Annotated in this window: 25 protein-coding genes and 1 pseudogene; 20 read left to right on the top strand and 6 right to left on the bottom strand. The window is 35.9% G+C overall.

The annotated features are described in order from the left end of the window. Positions 1 to 70: 70 nt before the first annotated feature. The 20 genes and pseudogenes from EHW67_RS03610 to EHW67_RS20975 form a co-directional block, all read left to right on the top strand. Positions 71 to 1,858 carry a ParB/RepB/Spo0J family partition protein gene (locus EHW67_RS03610; RefSeq protein ID WP_126160998.1) on the top strand — a complete coding sequence of 596 codons (1,788 nt, stop codon included), beginning with the start codon at positions 71 to 73 and terminating at the stop codon, positions 1,856 to 1,858. Positions 1,859 to 2,118: 260 nt separating this feature from the next. Further along, positions 2,119 to 2,280, top strand: a complete 162-nt coding sequence (locus tag EHW67_RS20325) for a hypothetical protein (RefSeq protein WP_158285064.1) — start codon at positions 2,119 to 2,121, stop codon at positions 2,278 to 2,280. Positions 2,281 to 2,297: 17 nt separating this feature from the next. Beyond that, positions 2,298 to 3,134, top strand: a complete 837-nt coding sequence (locus EHW67_RS03605) for a DUF932 domain-containing protein (RefSeq protein WP_126160997.1) — start codon at positions 2,298 to 2,300, stop codon at positions 3,132 to 3,134. A gap of 775 nt (positions 3,135 to 3,909) precedes the next feature. Continuing rightward, a complete protein-coding gene (locus tag EHW67_RS03600; protein WP_126160996.1) occupies positions 3,910 to 4,254 on the top strand; it encodes a single-stranded DNA-binding protein in 345 nt (114 codons plus the stop codon). Positions 4,255 to 4,332: 78 nt separating this feature from the next. After that, entirely contained in the window at positions 4,333 to 4,713 is a 381-nt protein-coding gene (locus EHW67_RS03595; protein ID WP_126160995.1) for a DUF6876 family protein, read from the top strand. Positions 4,714 to 4,724: 11 nt separating this feature from the next. Further along, positions 4,725 to 4,922, top strand: a complete 198-nt coding sequence (locus EHW67_RS03590; protein ID WP_009779478.1) for a hypothetical protein — start codon at positions 4,725 to 4,727, stop codon at positions 4,920 to 4,922. Between the two features lie 445 nt (positions 4,923 to 5,367). Beyond that, positions 5,368 to 5,748, top strand: a complete 381-nt coding sequence (locus EHW67_RS03585) for a BfmA/BtgA family mobilization protein (protein WP_202911907.1) — start codon at positions 5,368 to 5,370, stop codon at positions 5,746 to 5,748. Positions 5,749 to 5,759: 11 nt separating this feature from the next. Beyond that, positions 5,760 to 6,791: a MobB family relaxase gene (gene mobB / locus EHW67_RS03580; protein ID WP_126160993.1), complete on the top strand. Its 1,032-nt coding sequence runs from the start codon at positions 5,760 to 5,762 to the stop codon at positions 6,789 to 6,791. Between the two features lie 5 nt (positions 6,792 to 6,796). Next, complete coding sequence (locus EHW67_RS03575) at positions 6,797 to 8,383, top strand: type IV secretory system conjugative DNA transfer family protein (protein ID WP_126160992.1); 1,587 nt, start codon at positions 6,797 to 6,799, stop codon at positions 8,381 to 8,383. A 406-nt stretch (positions 8,384 to 8,789) separates the two neighbouring features. Continuing rightward, the gene (locus EHW67_RS03570; RefSeq protein WP_126160991.1) at positions 8,790 to 9,665 is read left to right on the top strand and encodes a DUF4007 family protein; all 876 of its coding nucleotides are present in this window, start codon (positions 8,790 to 8,792) and stop codon (positions 9,663 to 9,665) included. Next, positions 9,655 to 12,873: a hypothetical protein gene (locus EHW67_RS03565; protein ID WP_126160990.1), complete on the top strand. Its 3,219-nt coding sequence runs from the start codon at positions 9,655 to 9,657 to the stop codon at positions 12,871 to 12,873. The genes EHW67_RS03570 and EHW67_RS03565 overlap by 11 nt, the downstream gene beginning before the upstream one ends. Continuing rightward, complete coding sequence (locus EHW67_RS03560) at positions 12,870 to 13,973, top strand: phosphoadenosine phosphosulfate reductase family protein (protein ID WP_126160989.1); 1,104 nt, start codon at positions 12,870 to 12,872, stop codon at positions 13,971 to 13,973. Before EHW67_RS03565 ends, EHW67_RS03560 begins: the two co-directional genes overlap by 4 nt. 19 nt (positions 13,974 to 13,992) lie before the next feature. Then, positions 13,993 to 14,520: a GIY-YIG nuclease family protein gene (locus tag EHW67_RS03555; RefSeq protein WP_126160988.1), complete on the top strand. Its 528-nt coding sequence runs from the start codon at positions 13,993 to 13,995 to the stop codon at positions 14,518 to 14,520. Then, a complete protein-coding gene (locus tag EHW67_RS03550) occupies positions 14,520 to 15,752 on the top strand; it encodes a DNA sulfur modification protein DndB (protein WP_126160987.1) in 1,233 nt (410 codons plus the stop codon). Before EHW67_RS03555 ends, EHW67_RS03550 begins: the two co-directional genes overlap by 1 nt. Further along, positions 15,753 to 16,898 (top strand): cysteine desulfurase family protein, encoded by a 1,146-nt coding sequence (locus tag EHW67_RS03545; protein ID WP_126160986.1) that lies wholly within the window; start codon positions 15,753 to 15,755, stop codon positions 16,896 to 16,898. A gap of 4 nt (positions 16,899 to 16,902) precedes the next feature. Beyond that, entirely contained in the window at positions 16,903 to 19,107 is a 2,205-nt protein-coding gene (locus EHW67_RS03540; RefSeq protein ID WP_126160985.1) for a DEAD/DEAH box helicase family protein, read from the top strand. A gap of 10 nt (positions 19,108 to 19,117) precedes the next feature. Next, on the top strand, positions 19,118 to 19,348 hold the full coding sequence (locus EHW67_RS03535) for a hypothetical protein (protein WP_126160984.1): 231 nt from the start codon (positions 19,118 to 19,120) through the stop codon (positions 19,346 to 19,348). Continuing rightward, positions 19,345 to 21,495: an AAA family ATPase gene (locus EHW67_RS03530; RefSeq protein ID WP_126160983.1), complete on the top strand. Its 2,151-nt coding sequence runs from the start codon at positions 19,345 to 19,347 to the stop codon at positions 21,493 to 21,495. Before EHW67_RS03535 ends, EHW67_RS03530 begins: the two co-directional genes overlap by 4 nt. A gap of 1 nt (position 21,496) precedes the next feature. Further along, entirely contained in the window at positions 21,497 to 22,024 is a 528-nt protein-coding gene (locus tag EHW67_RS03525) for a hypothetical protein (protein ID WP_126160982.1), read from the top strand. Positions 22,025 to 22,148: 124 nt separating this feature from the next. Then, positions 22,149 to 22,631, top strand: a pseudogene (locus EHW67_RS20975) (ATP-binding protein); the annotation flags it as partial. 13 nt (positions 22,632 to 22,644) lie between these two features. On the opposite strand, the gene EHW67_RS03515 reads toward EHW67_RS20975, so the two are convergent. Genes EHW67_RS03515 through EHW67_RS03490 form a run of 6 tightly spaced genes read right to left on the bottom strand, consistent with a single transcriptional unit; the run spans position 22,645 to position 26,837 of the window. Then, positions 22,645 to 23,016 (bottom strand): hypothetical protein, encoded by a 372-nt coding sequence (locus tag EHW67_RS03515; RefSeq protein WP_126160981.1) that lies wholly within the window; start codon positions 23,014 to 23,016, stop codon positions 22,645 to 22,647. Between the two features lie 7 nt (positions 23,017 to 23,023). Beyond that, complete coding sequence (locus EHW67_RS03510; RefSeq protein WP_126160980.1) at positions 23,024 to 23,854, bottom strand: DUF4138 domain-containing protein; 831 nt, start codon at positions 23,852 to 23,854, stop codon at positions 23,024 to 23,026. Next, positions 23,851 to 24,780 carry a conjugative transposon protein TraM gene (gene traM, locus EHW67_RS03505; RefSeq protein WP_126160979.1) on the bottom strand — a complete coding sequence of 310 codons (930 nt, stop codon included), beginning with the start codon at positions 24,778 to 24,780 and terminating at the stop codon, positions 23,851 to 23,853. Before traM ends, EHW67_RS03510 begins: the two co-directional genes overlap by 4 nt. Continuing rightward, entirely contained in the window at positions 24,761 to 25,384 is a 624-nt protein-coding gene (locus tag EHW67_RS03500) for a conjugal transfer protein TraK (protein ID WP_126160978.1), read from the bottom strand. The genes traM and EHW67_RS03500 overlap by 20 nt, the downstream gene beginning before the upstream one ends. Positions 25,385 to 25,404: 20 nt before the next feature. Continuing rightward, on the bottom strand, positions 25,405 to 26,247 hold the full coding sequence (locus EHW67_RS03495; protein WP_126160977.1) for a hypothetical protein: 843 nt from the start codon (positions 26,245 to 26,247) through the stop codon (positions 25,405 to 25,407). Positions 26,248 to 26,249: 2 nt separating this feature from the next. Then, on the bottom strand, positions 26,250 to 26,837 hold the full coding sequence (locus tag EHW67_RS03490; protein ID WP_126160976.1) for a conjugal transfer protein: 588 nt from the start codon (positions 26,835 to 26,837) through the stop codon (positions 26,250 to 26,252). Between the last annotated feature and the right edge of the window lie 3 nt (positions 26,838 to 26,840).

The raw sequence follows: 26,840 nt of genomic DNA, 5'->3' as shown, positions 1-26,840 counted from the left end.
CTTTTGAGCCAAGATTTTATCTTCCGTTTGGTTTCTGCTCAAATATTGTTTAATCAAAAATTTGAGTATTATGACAACAAAAGCGAGTACCACAAAGAAGCGCAGTAGAGCAAAAGCAATTGCCAAAAAAGAAGTGAATGGAAAGAAATCATCCGTACTTCAAATTCAGAACTTACCATTGGCCAAAATCAAGCCTGACCCGGACCAACCTAGAAAGACTTTTGATGAAAAGTTGTTGAACCAACTTTCAGAAAGTATCAAAGAGCACGGTGTATTGCAGCCAATCACGGTAAGGCAACTAAATGGTCATTATGTCATCGTGATGGGCGAACGCCGATATCGTGCAAGCAAACTGGCAGGAAAAAAGACCATACCCTGTATCGAGAGAACTTACAAGAATAATGACGTTTTGGAAGTTCAAATCATCGAGAATCTACAACGACAGGATGTTGAGCCTACCGAAGAAGCTGAGGCGATTGCTTACCTAAGCGAGAAATATGCACCTACCGAAATTGCAAAGCGACTGGGCAGAACGGACAACTTTATCAGGCAACGCCTAAAATTGGCAGGTTTGATAGAAGGCTTTAAGCACTTTGTCCGCAACGGCGAAATGACAATTTCGCTAGGTGTAGGTGTCGCACTTTTTGAACCAGAGGAACAACAAATGATGTTGGAAACGATGGGCGAAGATTTTAATGCACATCAAATCAACAGAATGATTAAAGACCAGACCTATGATTTGGAAAAAGCATCTTTCGATGTAGCTGATAAGAAATTAGTGCCAAAAGCTGGGTCTTGTATAGAATGTCCGTTCAATGCGGCCAATCAAGGTAATCTGTTTGGCGAGGATAAAATGGTCTGTACTAAAGCAGCTTGTTTTGAAACGAAGAAAACAAAATCATTCTCGAACTTGATTGAAAATTCCAAGAAAGAGAATATACTTCTGATTCCTGAAATACGACAGTACTGGGCAGATGACGAAAACAACCAGCTTGTTATTTCGCAGTTGGAAAAAAGTGGCTTGAAGGTCTATCTGCTGGATGATGTTGAAATCATTGAAAATCCAATTAAGCCGACAATAGAAGCCATCAAAATAGAATATCAACATTACGATTATTCTGAAGACGAATTGAATGCTGAGCTTAAGGAAGCCATTGAGAAGTATGAAGAAGAATTGAAAAATTACAATTCAGCTTCGGACAATGGATTTGTAAATGGTATCGTTTTTCATCCTGAGACTTACCAAAACAATGAAGTTTTTGTCAAGGTCGTTGAGAACTCAAAGGATGAATCCACGAAATATTCAGCACCATTGGCCAACAGAAAAATGGCGGATTGTACACCTGAAGAACAAATCATCAAAATCAACGAAAGAGAAATTCGTAAAAAGCACATCGAGAACAACAAGCAGTTTGAGGAAGTTGTTCAGATGATTCGTGAGACCAAATACATCGATACGAAGAAGACACTTTCCACAGACGAAATGGTGGCATTCTCGATATCGCTTTTTGAAAATAATGTAGATTATTTGAGCCAACAAAAGTATTTCTCAAAGTTCTTGGGCGACACGTCAAAGATGACCAAAGTTGAAATGGTTGAGAATTTCAAGAAGAAATTTAAAAAGGAAACCTTTCACAAGCTGATACGCTATATGCTTACCAAGCAAGTGCATTTTGGCGAAAGCAATCACATAAATAATTTGACGAATATTTCATTCTACAATGCGATACAAGGATATTACAAAACCAAGATTGCCAGCATTGGAAGAGAATATGCCGAAAAACGAGAGAAACGTGAAGAACGTTTAAAAGAGCGCATCACAGTTCTTGAAAAGAAAATTCAAGAACTCAACGATTAACTTTTGTTGTTTGAAGAAGGGTCGGCATTCGTGCTGGTCCTTCTTCTTTTTTATGATAATGCTTAAAAAATGTATTTATCAGGAAGGGGTTATCAATCAATAGTTGGCGCAAAGGTAAACTCGTAAAATACACCCATCAAAAGACTACGGCATAAAGCCATCGCTTTACCCTACGCTTATTTATTCCGTTTCCTTTTGAGCTGTGATTTTAGCTTTCGTTTGGGTACTGCTCAAATATTGTTTAATCAAAATATATCATTATGAAACGAGTATCCGAAACACCTAAAATTTCACCACAAGAGGCTGAAATACATTATCAATCGAGTAAAGAAAACTACACCATTGAAAGTGCTGAAAGCCATTTGGCTTATTACAGAGAAAAGCATCCGATGTACTACTCTCTGCTATTACAAAATGTTTAACCTAAAATTCAAAAGCTATGTATTTACAAAATTTGCAACAGGATGAAATCTTCGTTCCATCAGAAATGAAATCCTTAAAGAGTCTGACACAGATGGAATCCCGACGAGGGCTTGAAAATGCCATAATTTCGAATGGCAAAATCGTTAATGTGGTATCGAACAGCTATGGCCACATTCCAAATCAACTGTTCTTCAAGAAAGCTGAGGAAATGCTGACCGATGCCCAACTGAACTTTCACAAGCGCACCATCAATAAAAATGACAGGTCATTTATAACTGACTTTATCATCGACGATAAAAGCCAGTTTACGGTCAAGAACGATAAGGATTTGATACTGCCGATGCTTCGGTTCAAGAACTCGTATGACGGTAGTGAAAAGACCTCTGGCCACTTCGGGTTTTATAGAGAAATATGTTCCAATGGCTTACACGTTTCTCAGGCGGAAATTGAGTTTTCGATAAAGCACAGTAAAAACAACACGCATCTTATAATGCCAAGGCTGAATAATCTGTTCGATAAATTTCTGGATAATGAATTCTATACCATTACTAAGAAATTCGATAAGATGAAGGAATTTAAAATCATCGACACACAAGAGTTTGTGAAAGCCATTCTCGACAAAACCAAACTCTTCAGATACGAATGTAGCGACAAGAACAGCGACCCTTCAAAAAAGTCTCGTGAAGTCATTGAGATATTGAACTACGAAGCCTTGTTGCTCAATGAAGAACCAAATCTTTGGCTGGGTTACAATGCATTCAATTCTGTACTTCATAATGTATTAAAGAAAAGCTTCGGCCAACAAGAACGGTTGGATAAAAAGCTGTTTGATGAAGTCTATGCTATGGCATAAATTAAATAACGGTTTGTCCAGTACCTTAAACTGGATGACTAAATATATCACAAGCATTTACTTTCCCACTCAGCACATTCCCCTACATTCCACGCTTACCTGCCGAAAAAAGCAGGCAACCACTTCATTCCGGGAAAAGAGCTTCACTACAAATATCTTGGACACAATCCCCAATTTCAGCTTTCCATTCCGTTAACCCTTCCCGCTGCTCTGGGAAGGAACACTACATTCCCGAGCCAAAATTGTGAATAGAGTCCGCTTTTCTCATCGGAAAGCCATCACTTCGGTTTTCTTAACAGGATTTTCGGCGCGGTCTTCTTGAGCCCTCACTCGAAAATCCCTAAAAACCGAACCGCTGTCTTACACATTTTAAGGGGTTTATAATGGATAAAGCCTTTGTTGTTTTTCGGGGCATCGAAAAACAGGCACGACATAACCAATTCTACATTAAACCCAGCTACTCATTTCGCTTAACTGTCGGTACGCTCAAATCGTAACCGGATTCAAAAGAATTGCTAATGCCCTTATGGAACTTGTCAAGACTGTACAAAGTTTTAGTGAAAAATAAGGTATCTACTTCCTTGAATCCCGCAAAATAAGGCGGGATTACTACGTCGCAAACACACCTGATTTATTCCCTAAAAGTCTTGACAAAACCCACTCTATCCATTGTGCGATGCACGAAAGAAAAGAACAAACACCCCTTAAAATTTAATCTGAATTGAAAAGGGAAATATTAATCAAGCCTGTAAAGGGCATTTAAAACCATTTAGTTATGAGTACTATTAGAAATCACGTACAGTTGATTGGAAACGTTGGCGGGGAGCCAACAATCACGAACCTTGAAAGCGGTAAGAAAGTAGCCCGCTTCTCACTCGCTACAAACGAGTATTACAAAGACAGCAAAGGCGAAAAGCAAACGGACACCAACTGGCATACCGTTGTTGCTTGGGGCAAGACCGCAGAAATCGTCGAGAAATATGTCGAAAAAGGCAAAGAAGTAGGAATAACGGGAAAACTAAAGACCCGAACCTACACCACCGACGATGGAAACCAACGCTATGTTACCGAAGTGGTAGCCGATGAAATCCTTTTGCTTGGAAGTAAAAGCGATAAGTAATCTTAAAATTAAAGAGGGCGTTCCCGTGAGAAGTTGCGCCCTCTTTTTCATTATTAATTCCATAAAACAGAAATCACAATGAAAGCACAAGTTAACGAAATAAAAGAGCGGTTGCATTATTTTACGGGAACAGAAATGTTCTATCAAATCCCTCTATTGAAAACACGATTTACAGACGGGTTGAAATATCTATCGGAAGTAGCAGAATGTTTTTGGCTCATTACGGATACTTCCGTAATTGCAAAAAGTCTGATGAACCGAAGCGAATTTATCACAATCGACTTTAAAAGGTTGCCCGAGGAAAAACAGGATTATTCGGGTTATGAAGCCGAAATCATTTACAGCGATGGCAACGATAACATTTTAGAAAAACACGGCTATCGTGCCACCGATTTTCCGCTCGATGAACTGCGGTTGTTTTTTGTAAATGATACGCTGATGTTACCAAGTGAATATTAAAATCTATCGCTATGGTATATCTCAATTTTACAGACTTGAGCGAGGAAGCTCAAAACCGACTTTTGGAAACGTCCAAAGAAGATGTGAAACGAAAATTTGGGGATAGCATTCGCAAATACGTAAAAGAAAATTATGGCTGTTTTGAAACGTTGATTGAAGAGGAAGCACTTCGTAATTTATATTCCTATACCTACGTTTTCAATATATAGTTTTCAGCAAAATTGAACCAAGCACCTCTAAAATTTTAGAGGTGTTTTTGTATGTAATTAAACCTACATCAAGAAAAAATCACTATCTTTATTTTGCTGAAATTCAGCATTCAAATTAAAGTAAGGTTATCCACTTTTCGACTTTCGCCGATAGCCTTACACATCGAAAAATAACATATCGGAAAATCATTTTCCCTGAAAATGGCAATTGGCTTTTTAGCCGGATTGTATGGATTTTTGTCACGCTTGCGCGTGACGAAAAGGAATAGCAAGAGGGTAACGGGCTGCGCCGCGTTACATATTCTATCTTCGTTTTAATCCATTGATTTTTAATTAGTTAAAAACAATCAGGATTTAAAAATTCCAGCAATTTGCGTCAAATGGTCTTGAAACACCAGTAAACAGGGATGGATTTACGTCAAATCTTTAAAAAAAGCGAAAGGAAATGGATTCATTCATCACTATCAGGTTCAAACGAAAAACTGCCAAGCGGTTTCAGGAATTTTCCAAAATGCACTTTAAAACGCACACCGAAGCGATGGAAAACATCCTTGATTTCTTTCTCTATAACGAGATTTCCCCACGAGAAAAATTTGGTCCTACAGGTAGAACTATTGAAGCCAAGCTCTTGAAAAGAATCAATGCGGTCATCGCCATAATGCGTGATGTAGAAAAAACCCAAACCAAGCCTACGGTGGCAATGTTGCAATCCCTTTTTGTGATGGACGAACCCAACAAAAAGCCATTGATAGTTGAAAAGAAATACGCCGAAGAAAAGAAAGAAGTACGCTTCCGCGAAAGGCGGAACATTAAGAACGAACTATAATTTTTTCAGCTATGTATATCATAATAACACCTCAAAAAATGGGCGGTAATTTTTCCAAAAGTTCGGCAGATTTTGTCGGGTATTTAGAGAAAGAAAATCAAGGTTTGGAACAGCAGGATATGGAACATTTTTTCAATCAATACGGCGATGAGATTTCTGCTGAGGAAGTCATTAGGGAAATCGATGGGAATACCGCAAAATTGGAAAAACACGAACCGAGATTTTACTCAATTACCGTCAGTCCTTCAAAATATGAATTGCGAAACCTTCAGAACAATAGCGAAGATTTAAAGAAATATACTCGCGAGCTGATGAAGGATTATGTGGCATCCTTCAATAGGGAAATCAAAGGGCGACCGGTTAACATAGATGATATAAAATATTATGCGAAAATTGAACATCAACGCACCTTTAAGGGAACAGATTTTCAGATAAAAGAAAACCAACCTTTCGCTACAAAAATATTGCAGCTAAAAACGGATATCCGAAATATTGAAGCAGGAAGAGCTGAAGGAAATATTAAAAAAATGAAAAGAGAAATTACCAAATTAGAAGGACAAGCACCACACCAACTAAACGGAAAACGGATAGTCCAAGGAATGGCAAAAGATGGAAACCAAAGTCACATTCATATTATCGTGAGCCGTAAGGATGCGTCCAACAGATTCAGTTTATCGCCAGGAAGCAAATACAGAGCATCCGACGTGAAGTTGAATGGGGAAACCGTGAAACGTGGTTTTGACCGAGATAAATTCTTTAAGAATGCAGAAAAAACTTTTGATAAGACTTTTGGCTATAAACGAAACTTTGCTGAGACCTACAAAGCCCGAAAGGATTTTGTAAAAAATCCCAATCTCTATTTCGCTGCTTTGATGAAACTACCAGCTAACGAAAAAGCCTTGGCTTTTAAAATGATAGCAAAAACAGGATTGCCGATAGTGCCAAATATTCCAGTTAGTCAAACACAGATTGCACTTCGGGTTCTTAAACGGTTAAGACGTGGTGCTGAAATAGCCATCAAATCAAGTTCCATAGGAATCTAATAGTTATGCAGATAGACAATTTCATAACGACACTTTCAATTATTAGTCTGACCAGTTGTATTTTCTATGCAGTTTTTCGGATAAGTCGGTATGCTTTTATCATCAATTTTCTCGTGCTTGGTGCGATGGTGTTTTATTTTGACGAGGGAAACCGACTGAATCTGATTTCTCTCTATCTGGTTTGCCCTCTCATATTAATTAACATAGGAATGTATGTGTTCCTGCATAAAACTGACAAACCGACAAATGGCGATAGCAAATATCGGGTCAACTTTTCGACTACCAAGGGCAATTTCAAACTGGACAACATCAAACGTGGTGCATCCATCATCGGTTCTGCCGGAAGCGGAAAGACCGAAAGCGTTGTCTATGGATTTTTGAAACACTTCCGGAAAGAAGGGTTTTGTGGAATTATCCACGACTATAAGGATTTTGAACTGACCGAAATGGCGTACCCGCTTTTCAGAGATAGTGATATCCCGTTTAAAGTTATTTCCTTCGACAAAATCATCCACAGGGTAAATCCTATTGCACCACGCTATTTAGAGAATGAGGAAAGCGTAAACGAAGTGTCAAGGGTGTTAATCGAGAACCTATTAGAGCAAAGAGAAAGTGGTACGACCGGCACGACAAAATTTTTCAATGATGCAGCTGAGGGTTTGATTGGCGGATTGATTTGGAAACTGAAAACCACCTATCCACAATTCTGCACACTTCCACATTTAATTGCCATCTACCAATATCTGGACACGGACAGTCTTATCCAATTTTTGGAAACCAATACGACATCAAGGGCGATGGCAGATGCTTTTGTAAGTGGAAAGGATTCCGACAGACAGACAGCAGGTGTCAAAAGCACGCTGGCCAATGCGCTAAAGCGAATTAGTACACAACGCATTTTTATGGCGTTATCCGCAGATGAAGTGCCACTCAATATAAATAATGAGGAAAATCCAGCGGTCATTTCAATAGTCAATAACCCGAAATTTGAAACATCATATTCGCCTGTTATTGCTACCATTATCCACACCATCACAAAACAGATGAGTGTGCGTAGTTCAAAACCATCTTTTCTGCTGATGGAAGAAGCGCCAACCATCCGATTGTTAAATATGCACCGTATTCCAGCAACTCTTAGAAGTTATGACATTGCTACGATTTACGTAATGCAGGACAAAATCCAAAACGATATGATGTATGGCGATAAAGCCAGTAAAGCCATATTAAGCAATTTATCCTACCAGTTTTTCGGAAAGGTCAACGACCCGGACACCGCCAAATATTACGAACGCTTTTTCGAAATTATCAAGGATCCTACAAAAAGTATAAGTCGAGGACATAATCTGGATTTTGACACAAGGATTACAACAGGCGAAAAGGAAATTCCAAAGATAAGAGCAGATGTGTTTTTTAGATTGAAGCAGGGCGAATTCATTACCTATGCGGATGGGAAGGATAAGAAAGTGCAATTCAAACTACCTAAAATCAACAGGCAACTACCAAAAGAAGCCAAGCAATATTCAAGTGCAGATATGAATGCAAATTTTGAGCGGGTTTATGCAGAAGTGCGGTCGATATTTAAAAATTCCTGATATACTTATTTAATAAGTAGATTATAGGCTTACTAACCTATTCCAAAATATTTTTAGATTTATTTCAATAAGAAGTATATTTTTTGGTCAAAGTTGAACCTTAAAAACTTGGTAACAGAATCGATTCTTTGTAGCTTTACAGATTTGTAATTTAAGTTAAATTTAACACTTCAAAATTCTTTTATTATCGGGATAAAAATTCATTGAATGGATTGATTTTAGTTAGAGTTTCAGATTCAACGGTATGAAATTTACCTAAGCCAATCAATCAAATGAGTACAAGATTTTAATGGTTTGAAGATATAAATTAGCTAGAAAACTAAGGGTTTCTGGCTTTTTTTGAATTTACTGGGTAATCAGATCAAAATCATATGGCCAATAGCCAATACAAAACGAATATAATAATTTGGGTTTACAAAATACAAAATATACTTTTTCAGGACACGATTCTTTTCAGTGTCGACAGCTGTGGTTGAAAAAAGGTTACGATTACGTAATTGAGAATAGAAACTTTAACGATGAAGACGCAGTTGTTCAGCTTGGAGTTGGTAAAAATATGGTTTCTTCAATTCGTTTTTGGCTAAAGGCATTCAACATTGTGGATAATAATGATTTGCCGACGGAATTTGGAAAGAGACTTTTTGACGATGATATTGGCTATGACCCATTTTTAGAAGATGAAGCAAGTTTATGGCTTTTACACTTTAATCTAGTAAAAACTGGATTTGCTTCTATATATAGCATTATTTTCAATGAGTTCAGAAAAGAAAAACTTTTCTTTAACAAAGAAACATATGTTAATTATTTGAAGAGGATTGCTGAAAGTGATAATGATTTGAATTTCAATGAAAATACTGTCGCTAAAGATTTTAATGTCTTTACGAATTTGTATAAAAATGAATCTAGAGGAAAGAATATAGAAGATAGCTTTTCAGGAATACTATCAGAAATCGAACTGCTGAGCACAGCAGGAAAAGGAAAAGATGAACAATTTTATATCGAGAACAGCGAAAGAGATAACCTCTCTGAATACGTTGTTCTGTATGCAATTCTAGAAAATGCAGATTATGGAGATTCCATCAGTTTAAATTCCTTAGAGTTTAATATCAATAGCCCAGGTTCAATTTTTGCACTGAATCGTTTGGGTTTGATGAATAAAATTTCCGAAATAGTTAGTGAATTTAATGGAATAACTTTTACAGATCAAGCGGGAATAAAAGAGTTGCAGTTCAAAAATAAGGTTGAAGCATTCAAGGTATTAGATAAATATTATGGCAAATAATTTCACGACATCAGTTAATATCATTAGAGATACTGACAGGGATTTTAATTATATCCCAACACCAAATGCAAAACAAGTTGTTAGCCAGGTAGTTAATGATTTTAAAAAAGGTATTCGTTCTTTTAATATAGTGGGAACTTATGGTACAGGGAAGTCATCTTTTCTTTTAGCGTTTGAACAAAGTATAAAAGGAGAAAGACGTTATTTTGACCCTAATTTTATTAGTAATCCTAATATAGATTTTGTTAAAATAATTGGCACTTACTCGTCTATCATAGAACGATTTGAAGACGTATTTGATGTTGCGCCTCGAAAAAATCAGCAAGAAAATATTCTTTCTGAAATATTCAATAGATATCATTCATTAGGTGATCAAAATAAGGTCTTATTTATTTTGATTGATGAGTTCGGGAAATTTTTGGAATATGCTACTAGAAATAATCCCGAGAGGGAATTGTATTTTGTTCAACAACTTGCTGAATTTTGTAACAATCCAGAACACAATATTGTTCTTATTACTACAGTTCACCAAAGTTTAGAATCCTATGCTTATTCGCTAAGTAAAACACAACAACAAGAATGGACTAAGATTAAAGGTCGTTTTCGTGAAATCACTTTTAATGAGCCAGTTGAACAATTGTTGTTTTTAGCATCAGAATATCTTGTTGAAAAATTCGATACCGATTCATCGGTTAAAGATATTGAGAAGTGCTTGACGTTGACAACCAAAACGAAAGCTTTCAACTTCAATAAGGATTTCCTCAAGGATATTGCTTCAAAGTTATATCCTTTGGATATTCTTTCAGCAAACATTCTGACACTTTCTCTACAAAGATATGGTCAAAACGAAAGATCATTATTTTCCTTTCTTGAATCCTCAGACCATACCGGTCTATCAAAATTTGATAAACGTGAAAATCCATTTTACAATTTGTCAAATGTTTATGACTATTTGAATTTTAATTTTTATTCATTTCTAATATCAAGGTATAACCCAGACTTTTCTTCTTGGGGCTCTATCCGTTCTGCAATTGAAGAAGTAGAAAGAGCATTTGATTTCGACATAAACAATTATATCAAGACCGTTAAAGTTATAGGGCTTTTGAACATCTTTTCGGCTAGCGGGTCAATTTTAGATTTTAATTTTTTAATTGATTACTTGAAAATTGCCTGTGGCATAACGGATTCAAAAACCTTGATTCAAAATCTAGAAACGAAGAATATTATACGTTATCGTGAGCATTCGAAAAGATTTATTTTGTTCGAGGGGACGGATTTGGATATTCAAAATGCACTGATTGAAGCAGGAAATAAAATTTCAGAAGTGGTCGACATAACCACGCTTTTAAACAAGCATTTCCATTTTAGTCCTGTATTCGCAAAGCAGTATTCTTTTACAACTGGCACCCCAAGATATTTTGAGTTTGTTATTTCAGATTACCCTATTCAAGAAATACCCTTGGGAGAAGTTGATGGTTTTGTAAATCTTGTTTTTAATAATAAGCTGAAAGAAAATGATGTTAAAAATAAATCTAAGCTTCAAGAAGAAGCTATAATTTACTGTTTTTTCAATAATTCTGGCGAGATAAAAAACTTGTTATTTGAGATTGAAAAAATTCAGAAAGTAATAGAAGAAAACAAAGATGATAAGGTTGCAAAGAGGGAGCTTGAAAACATTGTAGAATCACAAATAAGATTGCTTAACCACTATATAACGGACAGTATATATTCAGGAGGCAAAGACGTTAAATGGTACTTCAACGGCGAGGAAAAAACTATTGCCGATAAAAAGGACTTTAACAAACTACTTTCTCAAATTTGCAGTTTGGTCTATGGCGCAACGCCTCTCTTTAAAAATGAATTGGTTAATAAGCATAAAATTTCTTCATCTATTCATACAGCCAAAAGAAACTATTTTAGGGCTTTAACGAATTGCTGGGATCAGGATAACTTAGGTTTTGAAGATTCTAAATTTCCGCCGGAAAAAACCATTTATCTTTCACTTTTAAAAGAAAATGGAATATCACCGATAAGAGAAAACAAAACAGGTGTTGTGCAAGTCGATGAAAACTCTTCGTTCAATAAACTATGGAGAGCTTCCGAAGACTTTTTAGAAAGCGCCAAATCTGAACAACTCAAAATTTCCGAATTGGTCGATATGCTCGGTAAAAGACCATTTAAACTTAAACAAGGATTTATTGACTTTTGGATTCCTACTTTTCTCTTTCTAAAACGAGATGATTTTGCAATTTTTAACGATGATAGCTATATACCAGATCTTTCCGAAGAAAATCTTGAGTTAATTGCCAAATACCCAGACAAATATTCAATAAAATCCTTTGATATAGAAGGTGTAAAGTTGGATATTTTCAATAGCTACCGAACTTTTCTAAATATTAGTACTCAAGAAAGGTTTGATAACGAATCTTTTATCGAAACTATTAAGCCATTCATTGTTTTCTACAAACAATTACCGGAATACAGTAAAAACACCAAGAGATTATCTTCTTCGGCAAAGAAGATACGTAAAGCCATTGCGAATAGTAAAGATCCTGAGATAACTTTCTTTGAAGCCTTTCCTGGTGCTTTAGGAATTACTCTAAACACTTTGCAAAAAGACAAGTCAAAACTTCAAAATTACACGGTAAATCTTCAAAATGCAGTTAAAGAGTTAAGAACAGCCTATGACGGTCTTCTTAATAGATTCGAGGAGTTCATTATAAATGAGTTTGTTGGTGAGAAAATTGAGTTTGAGGAATATAGAGAATATCTTCAAAAACGATTTTCAGGTTTAAAAAAGCATATGCTTTTAAATAATCAAAAATCATTCATTCAACGCCTTGACTCGCCATTAGATGACAAAAAGGCTTGGTTAAATTCTATAGGACAGTCAATAATGGGAAAAACCCTTGAAAGATTTTCCGATGAAGATGAAGTTTTACTATATGAGAAGTTTAAGTCAATGATTTTAGATTTAGATAGTTTGACGAAAATTTCCGAAACTAATATAGATGAGAGTAAAGAGGAAGTAATTGGCGTTAAAATTGATTCGTTCTTCAGTAAAATTGACCCCAAGGTAGTCAGGATGCCTAAAAGTAAGAGCAAAGAGATTGAGCAATTGAAAGAGGAGTTAAAAAATAAACTTGGCGAAGACAATACTTCGAATATAGCAGCAGTATTGAATCTGTTGAAAGAATTATTAAAATGAGCAAAATAAGACACGTATTAGGTATATCAGGAGGAAAAGACAGTGCTGCCCTAGCAATTTACGTCAAGACCAAATATCCATCCATAGAGCTAGAATTTTACTCTTGCGACACAGGAAAGGAATTGGAAGAAACGTACCAATTAATTAGAAATTTAGAAGTATATCTCGGGATAAAAATTAATCTGTTACAAGGAGCAGAAAAAAGTTCAGAGGACCCATTCGACCATTTTTTAAAAATGTATGGAGGATTTTTGCCTTCTTCTAATGCGCGTTGGTGTACTAAAAAATTGAAGTTAGCCCCTTTTGAAAACTATGTTGGTGACGATCCAGTGGTTTCATATGTAGGCATCAGGGGGGATGAAGAGAGGGAGGGTTATATTTCTACCAAAAACAACATTCAATCTATATTCCCTTTTCGTAAGAATATATGGAGTAAGGATGTAGTGACAAAGATGCTTTCTAACCAAAATATAGAGCAACTAGTTCCGATGTTGAAAAATACAGATTTTGGCCAAAATCAAGTAAAAGTGCATCAGGTTTTGTCCAGGCGAGTAACCCCTGACTTTACGCTTGATCAGAAACTTAACACTTTGTTGGATTCAAATGTTAAAGCCTTTAATCACCTAGTTTTCGATTTTTTGAAAACAACAGATTATCCTTTAGCCAAACAAGAAGCGTTTCCGCTTTTAGAGAACGACGAAATATTGGTTAAAGCAGATATTTTTAGAATATTAGAAGAAAGCGGTGTTGGTGTACCTGCCTATTATAATAAGATTGAATTTGAAGTTAATGGCAAAAAAGGCGAATATGCAAGAAGTCGGTCAGGATGTTTCTTTTGCTTTTTCCAACAAAAAATAGAATGGGTTTGGTTATATGAACAACACCCTGAACTATATAGAAAGGCAATGGAGTATGAGAAAGATGGTTATACGTGGGGACAAAACGAAAGTTTAGAAGAATTAATACAGCCTGAAAGGATAGAAAAAATCAAAGAGGAATATATCAAAAGGATGGAAAGAAAATCCAAAGTGAAATCCCCCTATTTAGTAGATATTTTGGGAGATGACCAGGATGAAGGATGTGCAGCTTGTTTCATCTAGATAATATGTTTTTAGCACTATGACAGGCAGCGCATTTTCCTTAGGAGAAGAAGTAGAGTTAAGAAAAGTCGAGTACAAACTTCACGGAGAGCTGTGGAAGAAATTTACTTGCGCTGATTTTGACTTGAAATTTGAGAATTGGATAAAATTAAAGTACTTGAATGAAAATGCAGATGATTTTGATGGTGGTGTTCTTGATGTTCCAAATGATAAAGGTGGACTTTATATGTTTTATGTAAAATGTAATATAATTTCAGGAATAACTGAATATCCCCTATATGTTGGAAGAGCGCAAATAACAGAAAATCAAAACCTTAGAAAACGAGTGAAAGAATATTTTCAGAAATATAGTAAGAACAACGAAAGGCCAAAACTAACCAGAATGTTCAATTATTGGAAGAATGATTTGTATTTAGCTTATTTTCCGTTAGACGACAACGAGGATGTGATTAGTATTGAAAATCAATTCATAAACTCGTTACTCTTACCTATGAATACTGAAATTCCTGATACCGAAGTTAAACAGGCAATAAAAGCATTCCAATAATGAAAATACCTGCACTAAAATCGAAAATAGGAGATTGGGATTATTATGTAACCACCTTGACTTTTGAACAAGTGAGTAAGTACGTCTCAAAAATTGATGAGCAATTGCATAAATCAGATTCCCTTAAAGATTTGATTCAAAGAAGTATTACGAATAATTTTTTGAGCATTAAAAGTTATATTCTCAATCAACCTTCTGTCTTTTTCAATTCCCTTGTGTTAGCAGTTTACGACGATTATCCCGATTGGCAGGAAATTGAGTTTAAATATGATGATATGGAAACCTATAAAATGGGCTTGCTAGATTTTCCAAGTAATCATAAAATTTTTCCAGTTGATGGTCAACATCGAGTAGAAGGTATTAAAGCAGCCTTAAAAGAGAACCCTGAATTCAAGACTCACCAAATAGCTGCAATTTTTATTGGTCATAAAAATGATCCGGAAGGAAAACAACGAACACGAAGGTTATTTACAACTTTGAATCGATATGCAAAACCAGTGAAATTGGATGATATTATTGCGTTAGACGAAGACGACTCTGTAGCAATAGTAACTAGATATATGCTAGAAGAGTATGATTTATTTACCGACAAAAGAGTGGTTTATGCAAAACAAAAGGCCATACCTAATAGCAACAAAGAAGCCATAACATCTATAATAACTTTGTATCAAGCTAATGTTGAGCTGTTTAATGTTTATTTTCAAAACAAATTCAATAAAAAACCAACTAAAAGTAAGGTTGCTGAATATCTCAAATTTAGACCATCAGACGAAGAAATAGAAGAGTTTAAATCCTTTTGCATTCAATATTGGGATGCATTTAAAAATAATCTTTCATTTATATCGGACTACCTAAACCTAGAAGCGAATGCTGCCGCGCCTTTTAGAAATAGTGAAACAGGAGGAAATCTTCTTTTCCGTCCAATTGGCTTAATACCATTTATCAAAGCGTGCTTAACAATCTATAAAAGAGAAGAAAAATCATTTGATGAGATTTTAGAGAGGTTTAATGACATCAATTTTAACATCGATAGTAAACCTTGGCATTATGTTGTTTGGAACCCTATTGCAAAAAGAATGTTGATGAATTCTACTTCGTTGACCTATTTGCTATTGATTTACCTATATAATAGAGAATTAATTCAAGGAAATGAGTTACAAAGGCTGAAAGAAGGATATGCTTCTAAAATTTCATATGAACAAGATTTAGATAACGTTTTACAAGAAATCTGATTGACTCAAAAACACAACATATCATATTTAGACTACAATTCAACTACGCCAATTGATTCAAGGGTATTAGATGCAATGCTACCCTTTTTAAAGAATAGTTTTGGTAACTCAAGCAGCACCCATCATTTTGGTCAAATCATAAATGAAAGTGTAACGCAGGCTAGGAGCCAAGTTGCTCATTTTATAAATTCAGAATCCAGTGAAATAATCTTCACTAGTGGTGCAACAGAAGCAGTCAACCTTGCGATTAAAGGAGTAGCAGAAAGTTATAAAATTAAAGGCAACCACATCATTACCGTCTCGACTGAACATAAAGCAGTTCTGGACACTTGCAAAGATTTAGAAAGAAAAGGGTTCGAGGTAACTTTTCTACCTGTAAAAGAAAATGGACTACTATCCTTAGATCTTTTAGAAGAATCCATAAGGACGGATACAATTCTTGTTTCGGTTATGTTTGTCAATAACGAAACAGGAGTAATTCAACCTGTCAAAAAAATTGCGGAGATAGCTCACGAGAAAGGAGCTTTATTTATGACAGATGCTACACAAGCGGTGGGTAAAATTGAAGTTGATGTTCGGGATTTAGGTATAGACCTACTCTGTTTTAGCGGACACAAGATGTATGCCCCAAAAGGTGTCGGTGCTCTGTTTGTAAGAAAAAGCGATAAGAGAGTGAATCTCACATCCCAAACACACGGTGGTGGTCACGAAATTGGTCTTAGAAGTGGAACACTAAATGTTCCTGGGATTATTGCTTTAGCGAAAGCCTGTGAAATCTCTAGCCAAGAAATGAAAAGGAATCGCAAAATCATTTCTGATTTAAGAAACACATTGGAATATGAATTGTTAAAAATCCCAAATACATCACTGAATGGTGATCTAACTAAAAGAATTTATAATACAACTAATATTTGTTTTAAAGGTCAAGATGCCAATGTACTAATTGGTAGAATGAAGAACATTGCAGTATCGAATGGATCAGCTTGTTCATCAGCTGTTTTTGAACCTTCTCACGTGCTCAAATCAATGGGGCTTATTGATGATGACGCACTCGCTTCGTTACGTTTTTCACTTGGAAAATATAATACAATTGAGGATGTCAAACTTGTTGTGGAAAAAATAAAAAAGCTAACTGAACCTCAATAATAATATGCTTAAAGATTGCGATTGGTCAAAAGATCGAGACTATAAAACAGGTTCTGAAAATGAACCTTTACAATTTTATCTAGATGGATTAGCCAATAGTAAAGAATTTAATTTATTACTAGGTTACTTCAGTTCTTCTGCTATAAACTTGCTTTCCGTTGGCTTTGCCACTTTTATAAGTAAAGGAGGTAAAATGAAAATGGTTATAAACCACTTGCTCTCTTCAAAAGACAAAGAGGCGATTACAAAGGCCAGTAATGAACCTCACGGAAAGGTTTTTGATTTAATGGATGTCGTTTCCTTAGGTAAAGTTCTGGATGAGTATGATACGCACTTTTTTGAGTGTTTAACTTATCTCATTTTTGAAAAACGAATTGAAATCAAAGTGATTAAGCCGAAAAATGGAAAAGGAATAGCCCATTATAAATCGGGAGTTTTTAGTGATGGACAAGACTCAGTTGCCTATAAGGCATCCTGCAATTTTACACTGTATGGATTATCAGAAAATTTAGAGGAGCTAGAAGCTTTTCTAAGTTGGGAAAATGGACGATCAAACACGTTAATAAAAAAACAACGGAAACTGATTGATGCTTATTTTTCTGAAAAAGATGAAGATGTAGAATATATTCCTGTAGATGAAATAGAAGTTGTACTTAAAGATAAGTTCGGCAAAAAAGATATTAATGAACTACTTGTTCAAGAAGAAAAACTCTTAAAAAAGAAACGAAGCCTAATTTCAAACCCAAAATTAAGAAAAACGATTACCAAACTTTTCAATGAAATTGACCTCATTCGCAGATCGCCTAAATTTCCTTATAAGGAAGGCCCTAGAGAATATCAAATTAATGCATATAAAGAATGGGTTGGCAATAATTACAAAGGGATTTTCGCAATGGCGACAGGGACGGGAAAAACAATTACCTCTCTTAACTGCTTATTGAACGAATATAAAGCAACAAACATTTATAGAGCCATTATAACTGTACCCACAACTGCACTAGTAGAGCAATGGAAAAAAGAATGTGCCAAGTTTAACTTCAAAAATATCATTACTGTAAGTTCTAAGGAAAATTGGGACAATAATCTTGCTTTCTTTAACACAGCGTCAAAACTTATTGATGCATCATTTATTGTCATCGTTACTTATGCTTCCTTACCAAGAAAGAAATTTCAGAGTTATTTTACTCAACTTCCTACTGACACTATCTTAATTGCAGATGAGACTCATAATCTAGGTTCACAAGGACTCTTAAAGATTTTACCAGAAATACATTTAGAAAAGAGAATAGGATTGTCCGCTACACCGCACAGAAAATTCGACGAACTTGGAAATACAGCCATTCAAGAATTTTTCAATGACAAACCGCCTTACATAGTTTCATATTCTATGGAAGAAGCTTTAAAAATAGGATGGTTATGCAGCTATACGTATTACCCACACGTGGTTAAACTCACGGATCGGGAATTAGAGGAGTATAGAAAATTATCCTTGCAATTATTAAGAATGGGAATGTTTGATAAAGAAACGGGTGCGTTTAAAAGCAGTCCAGAAATCGAGAGGTTGCTTCTTCAAAGAAAACGCATCATTCATAAAGCGGCAAATAAACTTGAAGCTTTTAAAAATATACTAAGCAATGAATATGATAAGCGCAAGGATTTAAAATATACATTGGTGTATGTGCCAGAGGGCGTGGAATCAAATTTTGAAAATGTGGATTTTAGTACTGAAACGGAAGATGAAAATAGATTGATAAATGAATATACTAAAGCTGTGAGCCGAACGGACGACTCTATTATGGTCAAGCAATTCACTTCTAACTCGATTAATCGCGAAAACATATTGAAGAATTTTGAATCTGGGAATGTTCACGTATTAACATCAATGAAGTGTTTAGACGAAGGTGTAGATGTCCCTCGTTCCGAGTTGGCAGTATTTTGCGCTAGTACGGGAAACCCAAGACAGTTCATTCAACGCAGAGGAAGAGTTTTACGCTTGCACGATGATAAAACCCACGCAACAATTCACGATCTAGTAGTAGTCCCAGAGGTTGGCTCGGAAGAAAATACTTTTGAGATGGAAAAAGGATTGGTAAGGAAAGAACTGGAGAGAGTTGTTGACTTCGCTAATCTCGCTATGAATAAGTCTGACACTTATGAAACATTGAAGAATATTTTGGACTATTATAGTTTGAACCTTAACGATTTATAAAATTACTCTTATGGCAAGAAAAGATACTATACTTAAAAGTTTTTTGACGCACCACTTACTTGAATCTAAATATGAATTTGACAAAACTGATTTACCATCTACAGTAAGAGAAGCACTATCTTCTGACAAAGCAGTTATTAAAGCAATTGCCTTGATAGTAGAAGGATTAGATGGTACGTCACCAGTTACTGACTCAGTTCTAAGGAATCAAGTCACACAATTTCTAAACGAGGCCTTATGATTATCAGAAAAATACAAATAGACAATTATCTATGTTACTACGACACCAATACTTTTCTGTTGTCGGAAGGTTTGAATATTATTCTCGGTGAAAACGGTGAAGGGAAAACGAAATTTTTTGAAGCTGTCGATTGGCTGTTCAATGGTGAGAATGAAGATTTAGAATTACTTGTTTCGGCCAAAAAGTTAAGTGAAACTGAAATTGGTGAAAGCTTTAGGGTTAGGGTCTCAATGACTGTTGAACAGTATGGCGATAGTAAAATAATAACCAGATCCTTTGTAGCTTTAAAGGAAAAAGAAAACCAATGTACGACTTCAAGCTTTATGATTGAAGGTATTGAAGAAAATAGTTCAGGTGAGCGTAGTCAAGTCGATGGCACAGCTCTTCTTGATAGGGTGTTTCCTTTTCAAATTCGAAAATATTCTATGTTCAAGGGTGAAGCTGATTTGAACATTTTTGAAAGCGATAATGCATTGGTCAACCTTATCAACTTATTTTCAGAGGCAAAACACTATGATAAATATTCAGAGAAAGGTTCTTTTCTTAGAGAGAAAGCTGAAAAGGCAGTAGAAGATTCAGCAAAGCTTGACAAGAAAAATGCAAACCTATACAACAGGCTTGAGGGAGAAATTTTGCTTCTTCAAAAAGAGAAGGATAAATACGAAGTTCACTTAAACTCTACAGATGAGGAAATAAGGAAAATTGAAGGGAATTTGCAATTAGCAGAAAGTCACGTTAAAAACGCAGATGCTTTAGAAACTTTAAATAAAAGGATTAAAGAGATTGAACAAAAAATTTCTTTTCTTAATGGAAGAATTGACGAAAATTACACAACATCCCTGTTTGATGAAAATTGGATTCTTGTAAATTTCGAACCATTCCACAAAGAATTTGCTAAAAAAATATCCGAGCACAGCAAAAAACGTAGAGAACTTCAATCTGATTTTGACAAAGAAAAGGGAATTAAACTTGGCGAGAAAAAGGCAAAGGCAGATTTACTTAATAATGCGGTTCCACTTCCTACCGGTGTACCTTCAAAATCACATATGGAAGAAATGCTTAATGATGAAATATGTAAAGTATGTAATCGTGAAGCAAAAAAAGGTTCTGATGCTTATGAATTTATGATGGAAAGACTTAAGAAATATCTAGAGAGTCAAGTTGTCGATGAAACTGAAGATGAAGAAGATGAGCCTCTTTTCAAGCTAAACTATACGAATAGGCTTGAAAATTTGAGTATTAGCCACGAAGACAATTTGAAAAATCTACGATCAATAAGAACTAGAATTAAAGAACTCTTTGAGTTTAATGACGATAGAAAAAGGGAGATTGAAGATCTTAATGAGCAGTTAGAAAAGGAAAAATTAGAAAGAGAGAGAATTTTGGGTAATTCTAGCATTGCAGAGGAAAAATTAATAGATGTACTTAAAAATTATAATGCTTGGCAAAAGGACTTAAAAAACAAGAATGAAGATCAACTTAGATATACATCAGAATACCAGAAAATTGAGGCCCAATTAAAAACAAAAAAAGAGGAAAAAGACAAAATTGATACTGATTCAGCAAATTCATTTTTGATTAAAACGAGAAATATATTACGAGATATTGAAACTATTTTTTTGGATACCAAAGAGAAAAAGTTTGATGAGTTTATTGAAAAGCTACAAACAAAGTCTAATAGCTTTTTCAAGAAAATTAACATTGATGCTTTCACTGGTACAATTGTGTTTATAAGGCGAAATAAGGTAAATCGTACTATTGTTGAAGTTGAGTTGCAAGAAGATGAAAGAGTTTTTTATAAGCCAAATCAATCCTTGCTGACATCAATGCATATCTCAATTCTTTTTGCTATTTCAGAATTAGCCACAGAGACAAAAGAAGAAAATTTTCCAATGATCTTTGATGCGCCAACATCGTCATTTGGTGAAAATAAAACTGCACAGTTCTTGAATTTAATTTTTGAAACCGATAACCAGAAAATCTTGCTCATTAAAGATTTCCTTCACACCGACAAAGCGTCAAAAACACTATCAATCAAAAACGAATTTGAGAGCATTAGACGAGATAAAGCTTTTTGGGTAAAACTAGAAAGACCGTTTGATCCAAATAATTTGAAGACAATTAACTCGCAGGTAATAACATTATGATATGAATAATTTATTTGAAAAATGGAAAACTAAAATTCCAAAATACAGTGAGGTGCATAAAGATTTGTTTGCTTCACTCTCTCAAAAGTTTGGAGCGGAGGGGGAAAAGAAAATTAATCTGGGGAAGCATTTCAGTACTAACTACGAGCTGTACACCTATGCCTTTTTTTTAGGTCTCTATAACGATGAATATAGTCCCATTCCTGATAAGGAAAAGAAAACAGACTTTAGCCATCATATTCAGCACTGGGGAAGTAAAACAACAATTTCCACACGTAAGGATTTTACGAATCTACAAGAGAATATATTTATTGCACTTATTGCAAAAACCAATATAAGCTTGGTAGATCTAGAGAAAGGTGAGCTTGATGAAGATCAAGCAATCAAATTAATTCTTAAAACAATGGAATCGTACACAAATGGAGGTCTTATCCTTATTAAAGAAAAGTTAGAGGAAAATCCAAATTATTTCTTGCAACCGACTTCATTTCTAAATTTGATTTTAGAAAAAAATGTGATGTCACAATAGATGCCAATAGGATTTTAAATTTATTTTTTTACTAGAATGCCAGAAACAAACCGCATAGAATTCAAACGAGAACTGTCCGATGGACTTGAAAAAGAGGTAATTGCATTTCTGAACTACCGTGAAGGTGCCCGAAGGTTTGAGCAAGCAAGAATTTTTCGAAGGCTTTTCAGTCCCACGGAATAAAGAACTGATGCGAATTTTTAAGGATTTGGAACTGGTGGAACAATTAGGTTCTGGCATCCCTCGTATTTTGGAACACTATGGCAAAGAGAGCTTTAATTTTTCAGATAACTTTCTTAGAATGACATTTATGGCCAAAGAAACTGCTGTTGAAGAAGGTGGTCAAGTAGGTGGTCAAAAAGGTGGTGCAATAGGTGGTGTAACAGGTGGTGTAATAGATGCTATAGATGCACTTACTAAAAGACAAAAAGAAGTTGTTAAACTTATTGCTGCAAATCCATCTATAACCTACAATGAAATAGCCGAAGCGTTAAGTATCAATGAATCTGCTGTTGGAAAACATATAACAGCTATAAAAAACAAGGGCGTCCTAATTCGTCAAGGTGGCACGCAAGGTTATTGGGAAATAAAGTTACCGAAAAACTAAAAAACAAATTTCATCAAAAAGGCGATTTATCCTTTGAACCTCTCGCATCTGCCAACCATTTGCCATCCTGTTTAACCAGTTTAAAAACACCAGGCGTTTTGTCGTAAGCTGTGGTATATTTTACCCAAGCCACGTCACCCATAATCGTATCCTGCAAAACCGTAAAGTTTGAGTCATCTTTTACCGTAGCATTAAACATATTTATGGTATTCATATAGTTTGAATATGCCTGCGGTGTCGAGTTGGCTTTTAAGGTTTCTTCATCCTTTTCATAAAAGCTTTCAATAACAACTTGGGCTGTAGCACTTGGTCCTGAAACATTAGTTGTGGAATCACCACAAGAAAGAAACAGTACTACGAGCGAGAAAACAACAATTTTTTTCATAACAGTATTATTTTGGGTTATTAATATATCTGTGCGATAGTTTCATTTCAATATTCCGTTCGCCATCCTTTTCATTCAGTTCTAAAATTGCCCTACGGTCATTGGATAATGAAAACTTGGGCAACACATAAACGAACCGTGCCGTTTGGCCTTCTACAATTTTTGAAGGCAGATTATGTTTATAAATCGGCTCTTGATACAAACGTTGTAGCGATTTTCTTTTTCCTTTCTGTCGTGTTTCAATCGAAAGATTCAAGAAATTCAAATCGTAATCCAAGGTGGAATTATTCTCAATCTGGATAACGAAGTACAGCTCTTCTTTATCAAAAACGATATTCTCAACACTTAATACAATGCCCTCATTTCGCTTTTTGATTCGACCTATGCGCTGTTTTCTATTGAGAAGATACGAGCAGAATTTTTGGTAATAATAGGTTCTGTTATCTACACGCTCTTCAGAGGATTCAGCAAGAATTGAATCAGTCACAATCGGTTTTTCATTCCCGATACTATTGGATGCCGGAATGAAATAATTGAGCTTAGAAAGCTGTTTTTTATACCTTACAATATACGAAAAAATCGAACCATTTCGGTTGACTACCAGCAAATTACTTTCCTTTCCTGGCTTGGCTTGCAATAGGCCGAAATACTGTTCTTTTTCACGATTGTAGGTAAAGACAAAATTATCTGAACCAGTTATGCCTTGCCGAATAGGTTCTGGAAAGAATAGTGCAACATTCTTGGTATCGTTGGCATATATGGTATCTAATTTTATAGTTGTTTGCGCTTTCGCGAAAGCGAAAATAAATACGGTTAATATGGAAATTGTCACTTTCATAACTTGGGTTTTAGAATTAATCTGTAATTGTTCAGTACGGTTACTTTAACCCTTCGGTTAGAACGCCTGAATACTTGTGTAAGTCCGCCAACTTGTGGGACACTCGTGATATTTATATCACCGATAACATCATCGAGCACCTCTCTCGTAGCTTCTTCCCTAAAGTTGTTCTCAACATAGATGCCCTCGCTACCGTCTTGCAAATCGAATGCTTTGAGTTTGGTGGGATGGTGCTTTATGTTTTCAATCTCAATCAATGCACGATTGGGTTGAAAGCTGATAAACCCAAAAATCGGTGTGTTCTTTGGCATCAGTTTGCCATTTATGGTAGCAGCTTTGGTAAGGCGCATCCGTAATCGGGTATTTGCCTGAACAATTTGGTCGCCATCCACGACTACATAAATCGTTTCGTCTGTATTGCCGATAATTGAAACTTCATTGGGTTTGGGCGCAGCGGCAAAGAATAGTTGATGTTCCAAGCCCAGTTCCTTAGCTTCAATCTTTTGTTCTCTTTTAACTTCAGCGGAATCCACCTTTGGTACTGTTTGTTGAACAGCTCGCCTTTGCCCTAAATTTTGATACCGCTTTTCGGAATACTTAATCTTGCCAGCATCATAGATACTGTCAACGATGCGTTCTTTTTCACGTTCCGGTAAATCTGGGTCGTAAAAGCCCAAGGAATCAATTAGTTTTTCATCATAGATACTTGGTGCATTGGTTTCACGCACTTCCTTTAGGTCGTTAATAGCATCTAGCTTAGACTCGTACTCTTGCTGATTTTCTTCCAATTCTGGAACTAAGGTCTGTTCAAGATTTTCATTTTCACTCTCATCATCGCCCATCACTAGAGCGGAATAGGAAATCAGGAAAATAAAAATCACAGCTAAGACTGCTGAAAAGACGATTTTATTTTTTTCTACCTTCATCGTTTAATTTTTTTAAGGTGTTCTCGAAATAGTTTGTAATCAACAATCCGTGTGGATTGTTTGGAAAGTTCCGGTCAACCGTTATGAGGTTTCCGCTGGAAACCAATTCGTAGGTGTCAATAATTGAGCCTCTATTTATTTCAAATACCGTAACGGTTTTAAATACATAGGTTCCGTTTTGTTCCTCGATTTGAGAATCAATAATTAAAACTTTTTGAACCAAGGAATACTGAAGCAATCTGTTATAAACGCCATCAGCCTTTTTCTGACGGTACAGATTGTCCACAGAACTATTGCCCAACCAAAGCGCCTTTTCCAAGTTCCGTTCATAATTGCTGGCATCGATATTATAGAAGTAGTTGTGAAACAATTCCAGATGCGCCAAAGCTTCCACCCTGAAATTTTCTTTTTGGGTAACGAGCTTCAGCGGAATGATGCTGCCATCAGTATTGATGGCAAATGCACTATTGAGTGCCTTTTGATTGGTGTTGAATACCATCCAAACTGAAAAGGTACTGGACAGCAGCGCACAGACAACGACTGCCAAAACGATAAACCGATTCAGTTTTAGGACGTTGTAAATATTCTTATATGGTGTTTTCATAATTTTATTTTTAATCTGCCTTAGGCAGTAAACAGTCTGAGCGTAAAGGATGTGGCACGTTTGTACAATTTGAATTTCAGAAACACGATAAAGCCAACAGATCCTAATTGAACCACAGGCGCAAAAAAGCCTTGACCTGTATCGGTTCCGAAGAGATTGACCCAGAAATTGGTGTTGATTTCCGTATAGATGGCATTGATAAACACATTGACCAGAAAAAACGCTGGCACGAGCATATAAACGGCGGCGTACAACTTAAAGAAGGTATAAGCAAGCGAACGGAATTTTTCAAAAACCGCAAGGCTAATGACCAATGGGAAGAATGCCTGCATTATTCCCAAAAGGAAAAAACGCTCTGCCAAGAATAGCGGATAGATGAACAAATCCAATATCCAGAGGATGGTACTTAGGATGAAGGCCAATATCTTGAAACCGTAAAGTGGCGTTACCAACGCCTCATACAAAAGCGTCATTGCGGAACTTGCGGCATCAAATAGGCTTACATCTTCCTCTAATGGAATATCCTGCATTTGCAATGGAAGTAAAGCAGGTGCCGTGCCCCTATATTGTCCCTCGATGGCTACCAATATCCCATCAAAGAATCCTAACACCTGCGTTGAAAATATGACTAAAAGGACAATGGCGAAGTTCCTGGCCAGTTCGCCCGGACTCAATCCCCAAGTGTAACCGTCCTTGTCTGCAATGCCTTCATTGTATTTTTTAAGGATGTTGACCAAAAAGAATAGGACGGCAAGCGTTTTCATTCCGGCAATGGTATATTGCGAAAAGTCGCTGGCCTGTATCGTTTGGAAAACCGCATCGATGTATTCCAACCCAATTCCTAAAATGATGGTCGCTGTCATTGTTAATATTCTGTTTCTCGGTTATTGACTTTATCCTGCATTTTTCTGAAAGAAATAATATCACGATAACGTTTTGTTTTTGTAGTGATATTGGAAACCATTTGTTTGGATTCCAGTTCCTTTGCTTTCAGTATTTCGGCACGTTCGGCATCGCTCATTTTTAGGTAATCGCTTGAGAGGACTTCGTCTATAAAATCAACCGTGTCCAGTGAATTTTGGACAATGGTTTCAAATGAGGCCACAACCCTGTCAATTTCCTCGGGTTTGATATAGGGCGAATTCAGAATATCCTGAAGATCATTTTGCATTACATTGATAAGGCGTTGATTGTTCTGTGCGATTTCCTCAACCGCCCTAAGCTGTTGGACAACACTCGATACTTTTTCAATAGCTTCTTTGGCATCCTTCAAGAACTTTACGGACTTTATCATTTCTGCCGTCTGTTTGCCCGATTCCAAAAGTTGCTTTACCAAGCTGATAAAGTTGGTATTGTCATAAACCGGCATTCCCTGAGAGGAAGCATCTTTCGGCATTAAAAGGGCAACCGCTAAGATTAGCCCGAATAACATTGTTTTGATTTTTGTCTTCATAAT

It is taken from the genome of Arenibacter aquaticus, from assembly GCF_003957295.1.
GTDB lineage: Bacteria > Bacteroidota > Bacteroidia > Flavobacteriales > Flavobacteriaceae > Arenibacter > Arenibacter aquaticus.
The sequence above is the reverse complement of the archived record's forward strand: the minus strand, read 5'-3'. Positions and strand labels throughout refer to the sequence as shown.

Coding starts and splice junctions, on each gene's coding strand:
- traM (WP_126160979.1), bottom strand. CDS start 24,780: ATGAAGGTAGAAAAAAATAAAATCGTCTTTTCAGCAGTCTTAGCTGTG.
- EHW67_RS03595 (WP_126160995.1), top strand. CDS start 4,333: ATGAAAGCACAAGTTAACGAAATAAAAGAGCGGTTGCATTATTTTACG.
- EHW67_RS03555 (WP_126160988.1), top strand. CDS start 13,993: ATGACAGGCAGCGCATTTTCCTTAGGAGAAGAAGTAGAGTTAAGAAAA.
- EHW67_RS03550 (WP_126160987.1), top strand. CDS start 14,520: ATGAAAATACCTGCACTAAAATCGAAAATAGGAGATTGGGATTATTAT.
- EHW67_RS03610 (WP_126160998.1), top strand. CDS start 71: ATGACAACAAAAGCGAGTACCACAAAGAAGCGCAGTAGAGCAAAAGCA.
- EHW67_RS03510 (WP_126160980.1), bottom strand. CDS start 23,854: ATGAAAGTGACAATTTCCATATTAACCGTATTTATTTTCGCTTTCGCG.
- EHW67_RS20325 (WP_158285064.1), top strand. CDS start 2,119: ATGAAACGAGTATCCGAAACACCTAAAATTTCACCACAAGAGGCTGAA.
- EHW67_RS03605 (WP_126160997.1), top strand. CDS start 2,298: ATGTATTTACAAAATTTGCAACAGGATGAAATCTTCGTTCCATCAGAA.
- EHW67_RS03495 (WP_126160977.1), bottom strand. CDS start 26,247: ATGACAGCGACCATCATTTTAGGAATTGGGTTGGAATACATCGATGCG.
- EHW67_RS03525 (WP_126160982.1), top strand. CDS start 21,497: ATGAATAATTTATTTGAAAAATGGAAAACTAAAATTCCAAAATACAGT.
- EHW67_RS03585 (WP_202911907.1), top strand. CDS start 5,368: ATGGATTCATTCATCACTATCAGGTTCAAACGAAAAACTGCCAAGCGG.
- EHW67_RS03560 (WP_126160989.1), top strand. CDS start 12,870: ATGAGCAAAATAAGACACGTATTAGGTATATCAGGAGGAAAAGACAGT.
- EHW67_RS03540 (WP_126160985.1), top strand. CDS start 16,903: ATGCTTAAAGATTGCGATTGGTCAAAAGATCGAGACTATAAAACAGGT.
- mobB (WP_126160993.1), top strand. CDS start 5,760: ATGTATATCATAATAACACCTCAAAAAATGGGCGGTAATTTTTCCAAA.
- EHW67_RS03565 (WP_126160990.1), top strand. CDS start 9,655: ATGGCAAATAATTTCACGACATCAGTTAATATCATTAGAGATACTGAC.
- EHW67_RS03490 (WP_126160976.1), bottom strand. CDS start 26,837: ATGAAGACAAAAATCAAAACAATGTTATTCGGGCTAATCTTAGCGGTT.
- EHW67_RS03600 (WP_126160996.1), top strand. CDS start 3,910: ATGAGTACTATTAGAAATCACGTACAGTTGATTGGAAACGTTGGCGGG.
- EHW67_RS03530 (WP_126160983.1), top strand. CDS start 19,345: ATGATTATCAGAAAAATACAAATAGACAATTATCTATGTTACTACGAC.
- EHW67_RS03575 (WP_126160992.1), top strand. CDS start 6,797: ATGCAGATAGACAATTTCATAACGACACTTTCAATTATTAGTCTGACC.
- EHW67_RS03590 (WP_009779478.1), top strand. CDS start 4,725: ATGGTATATCTCAATTTTACAGACTTGAGCGAGGAAGCTCAAAACCGA.
- EHW67_RS03515 (WP_126160981.1), bottom strand. CDS start 23,016: ATGAAAAAAATTGTTGTTTTCTCGCTCGTAGTACTGTTTCTTTCTTGT.
- EHW67_RS03500 (WP_126160978.1), bottom strand. CDS start 25,384: ATGAAAACACCATATAAGAATATTTACAACGTCCTAAAACTGAATCGG.
- EHW67_RS03535 (WP_126160984.1), top strand. CDS start 19,118: ATGGCAAGAAAAGATACTATACTTAAAAGTTTTTTGACGCACCACTTA.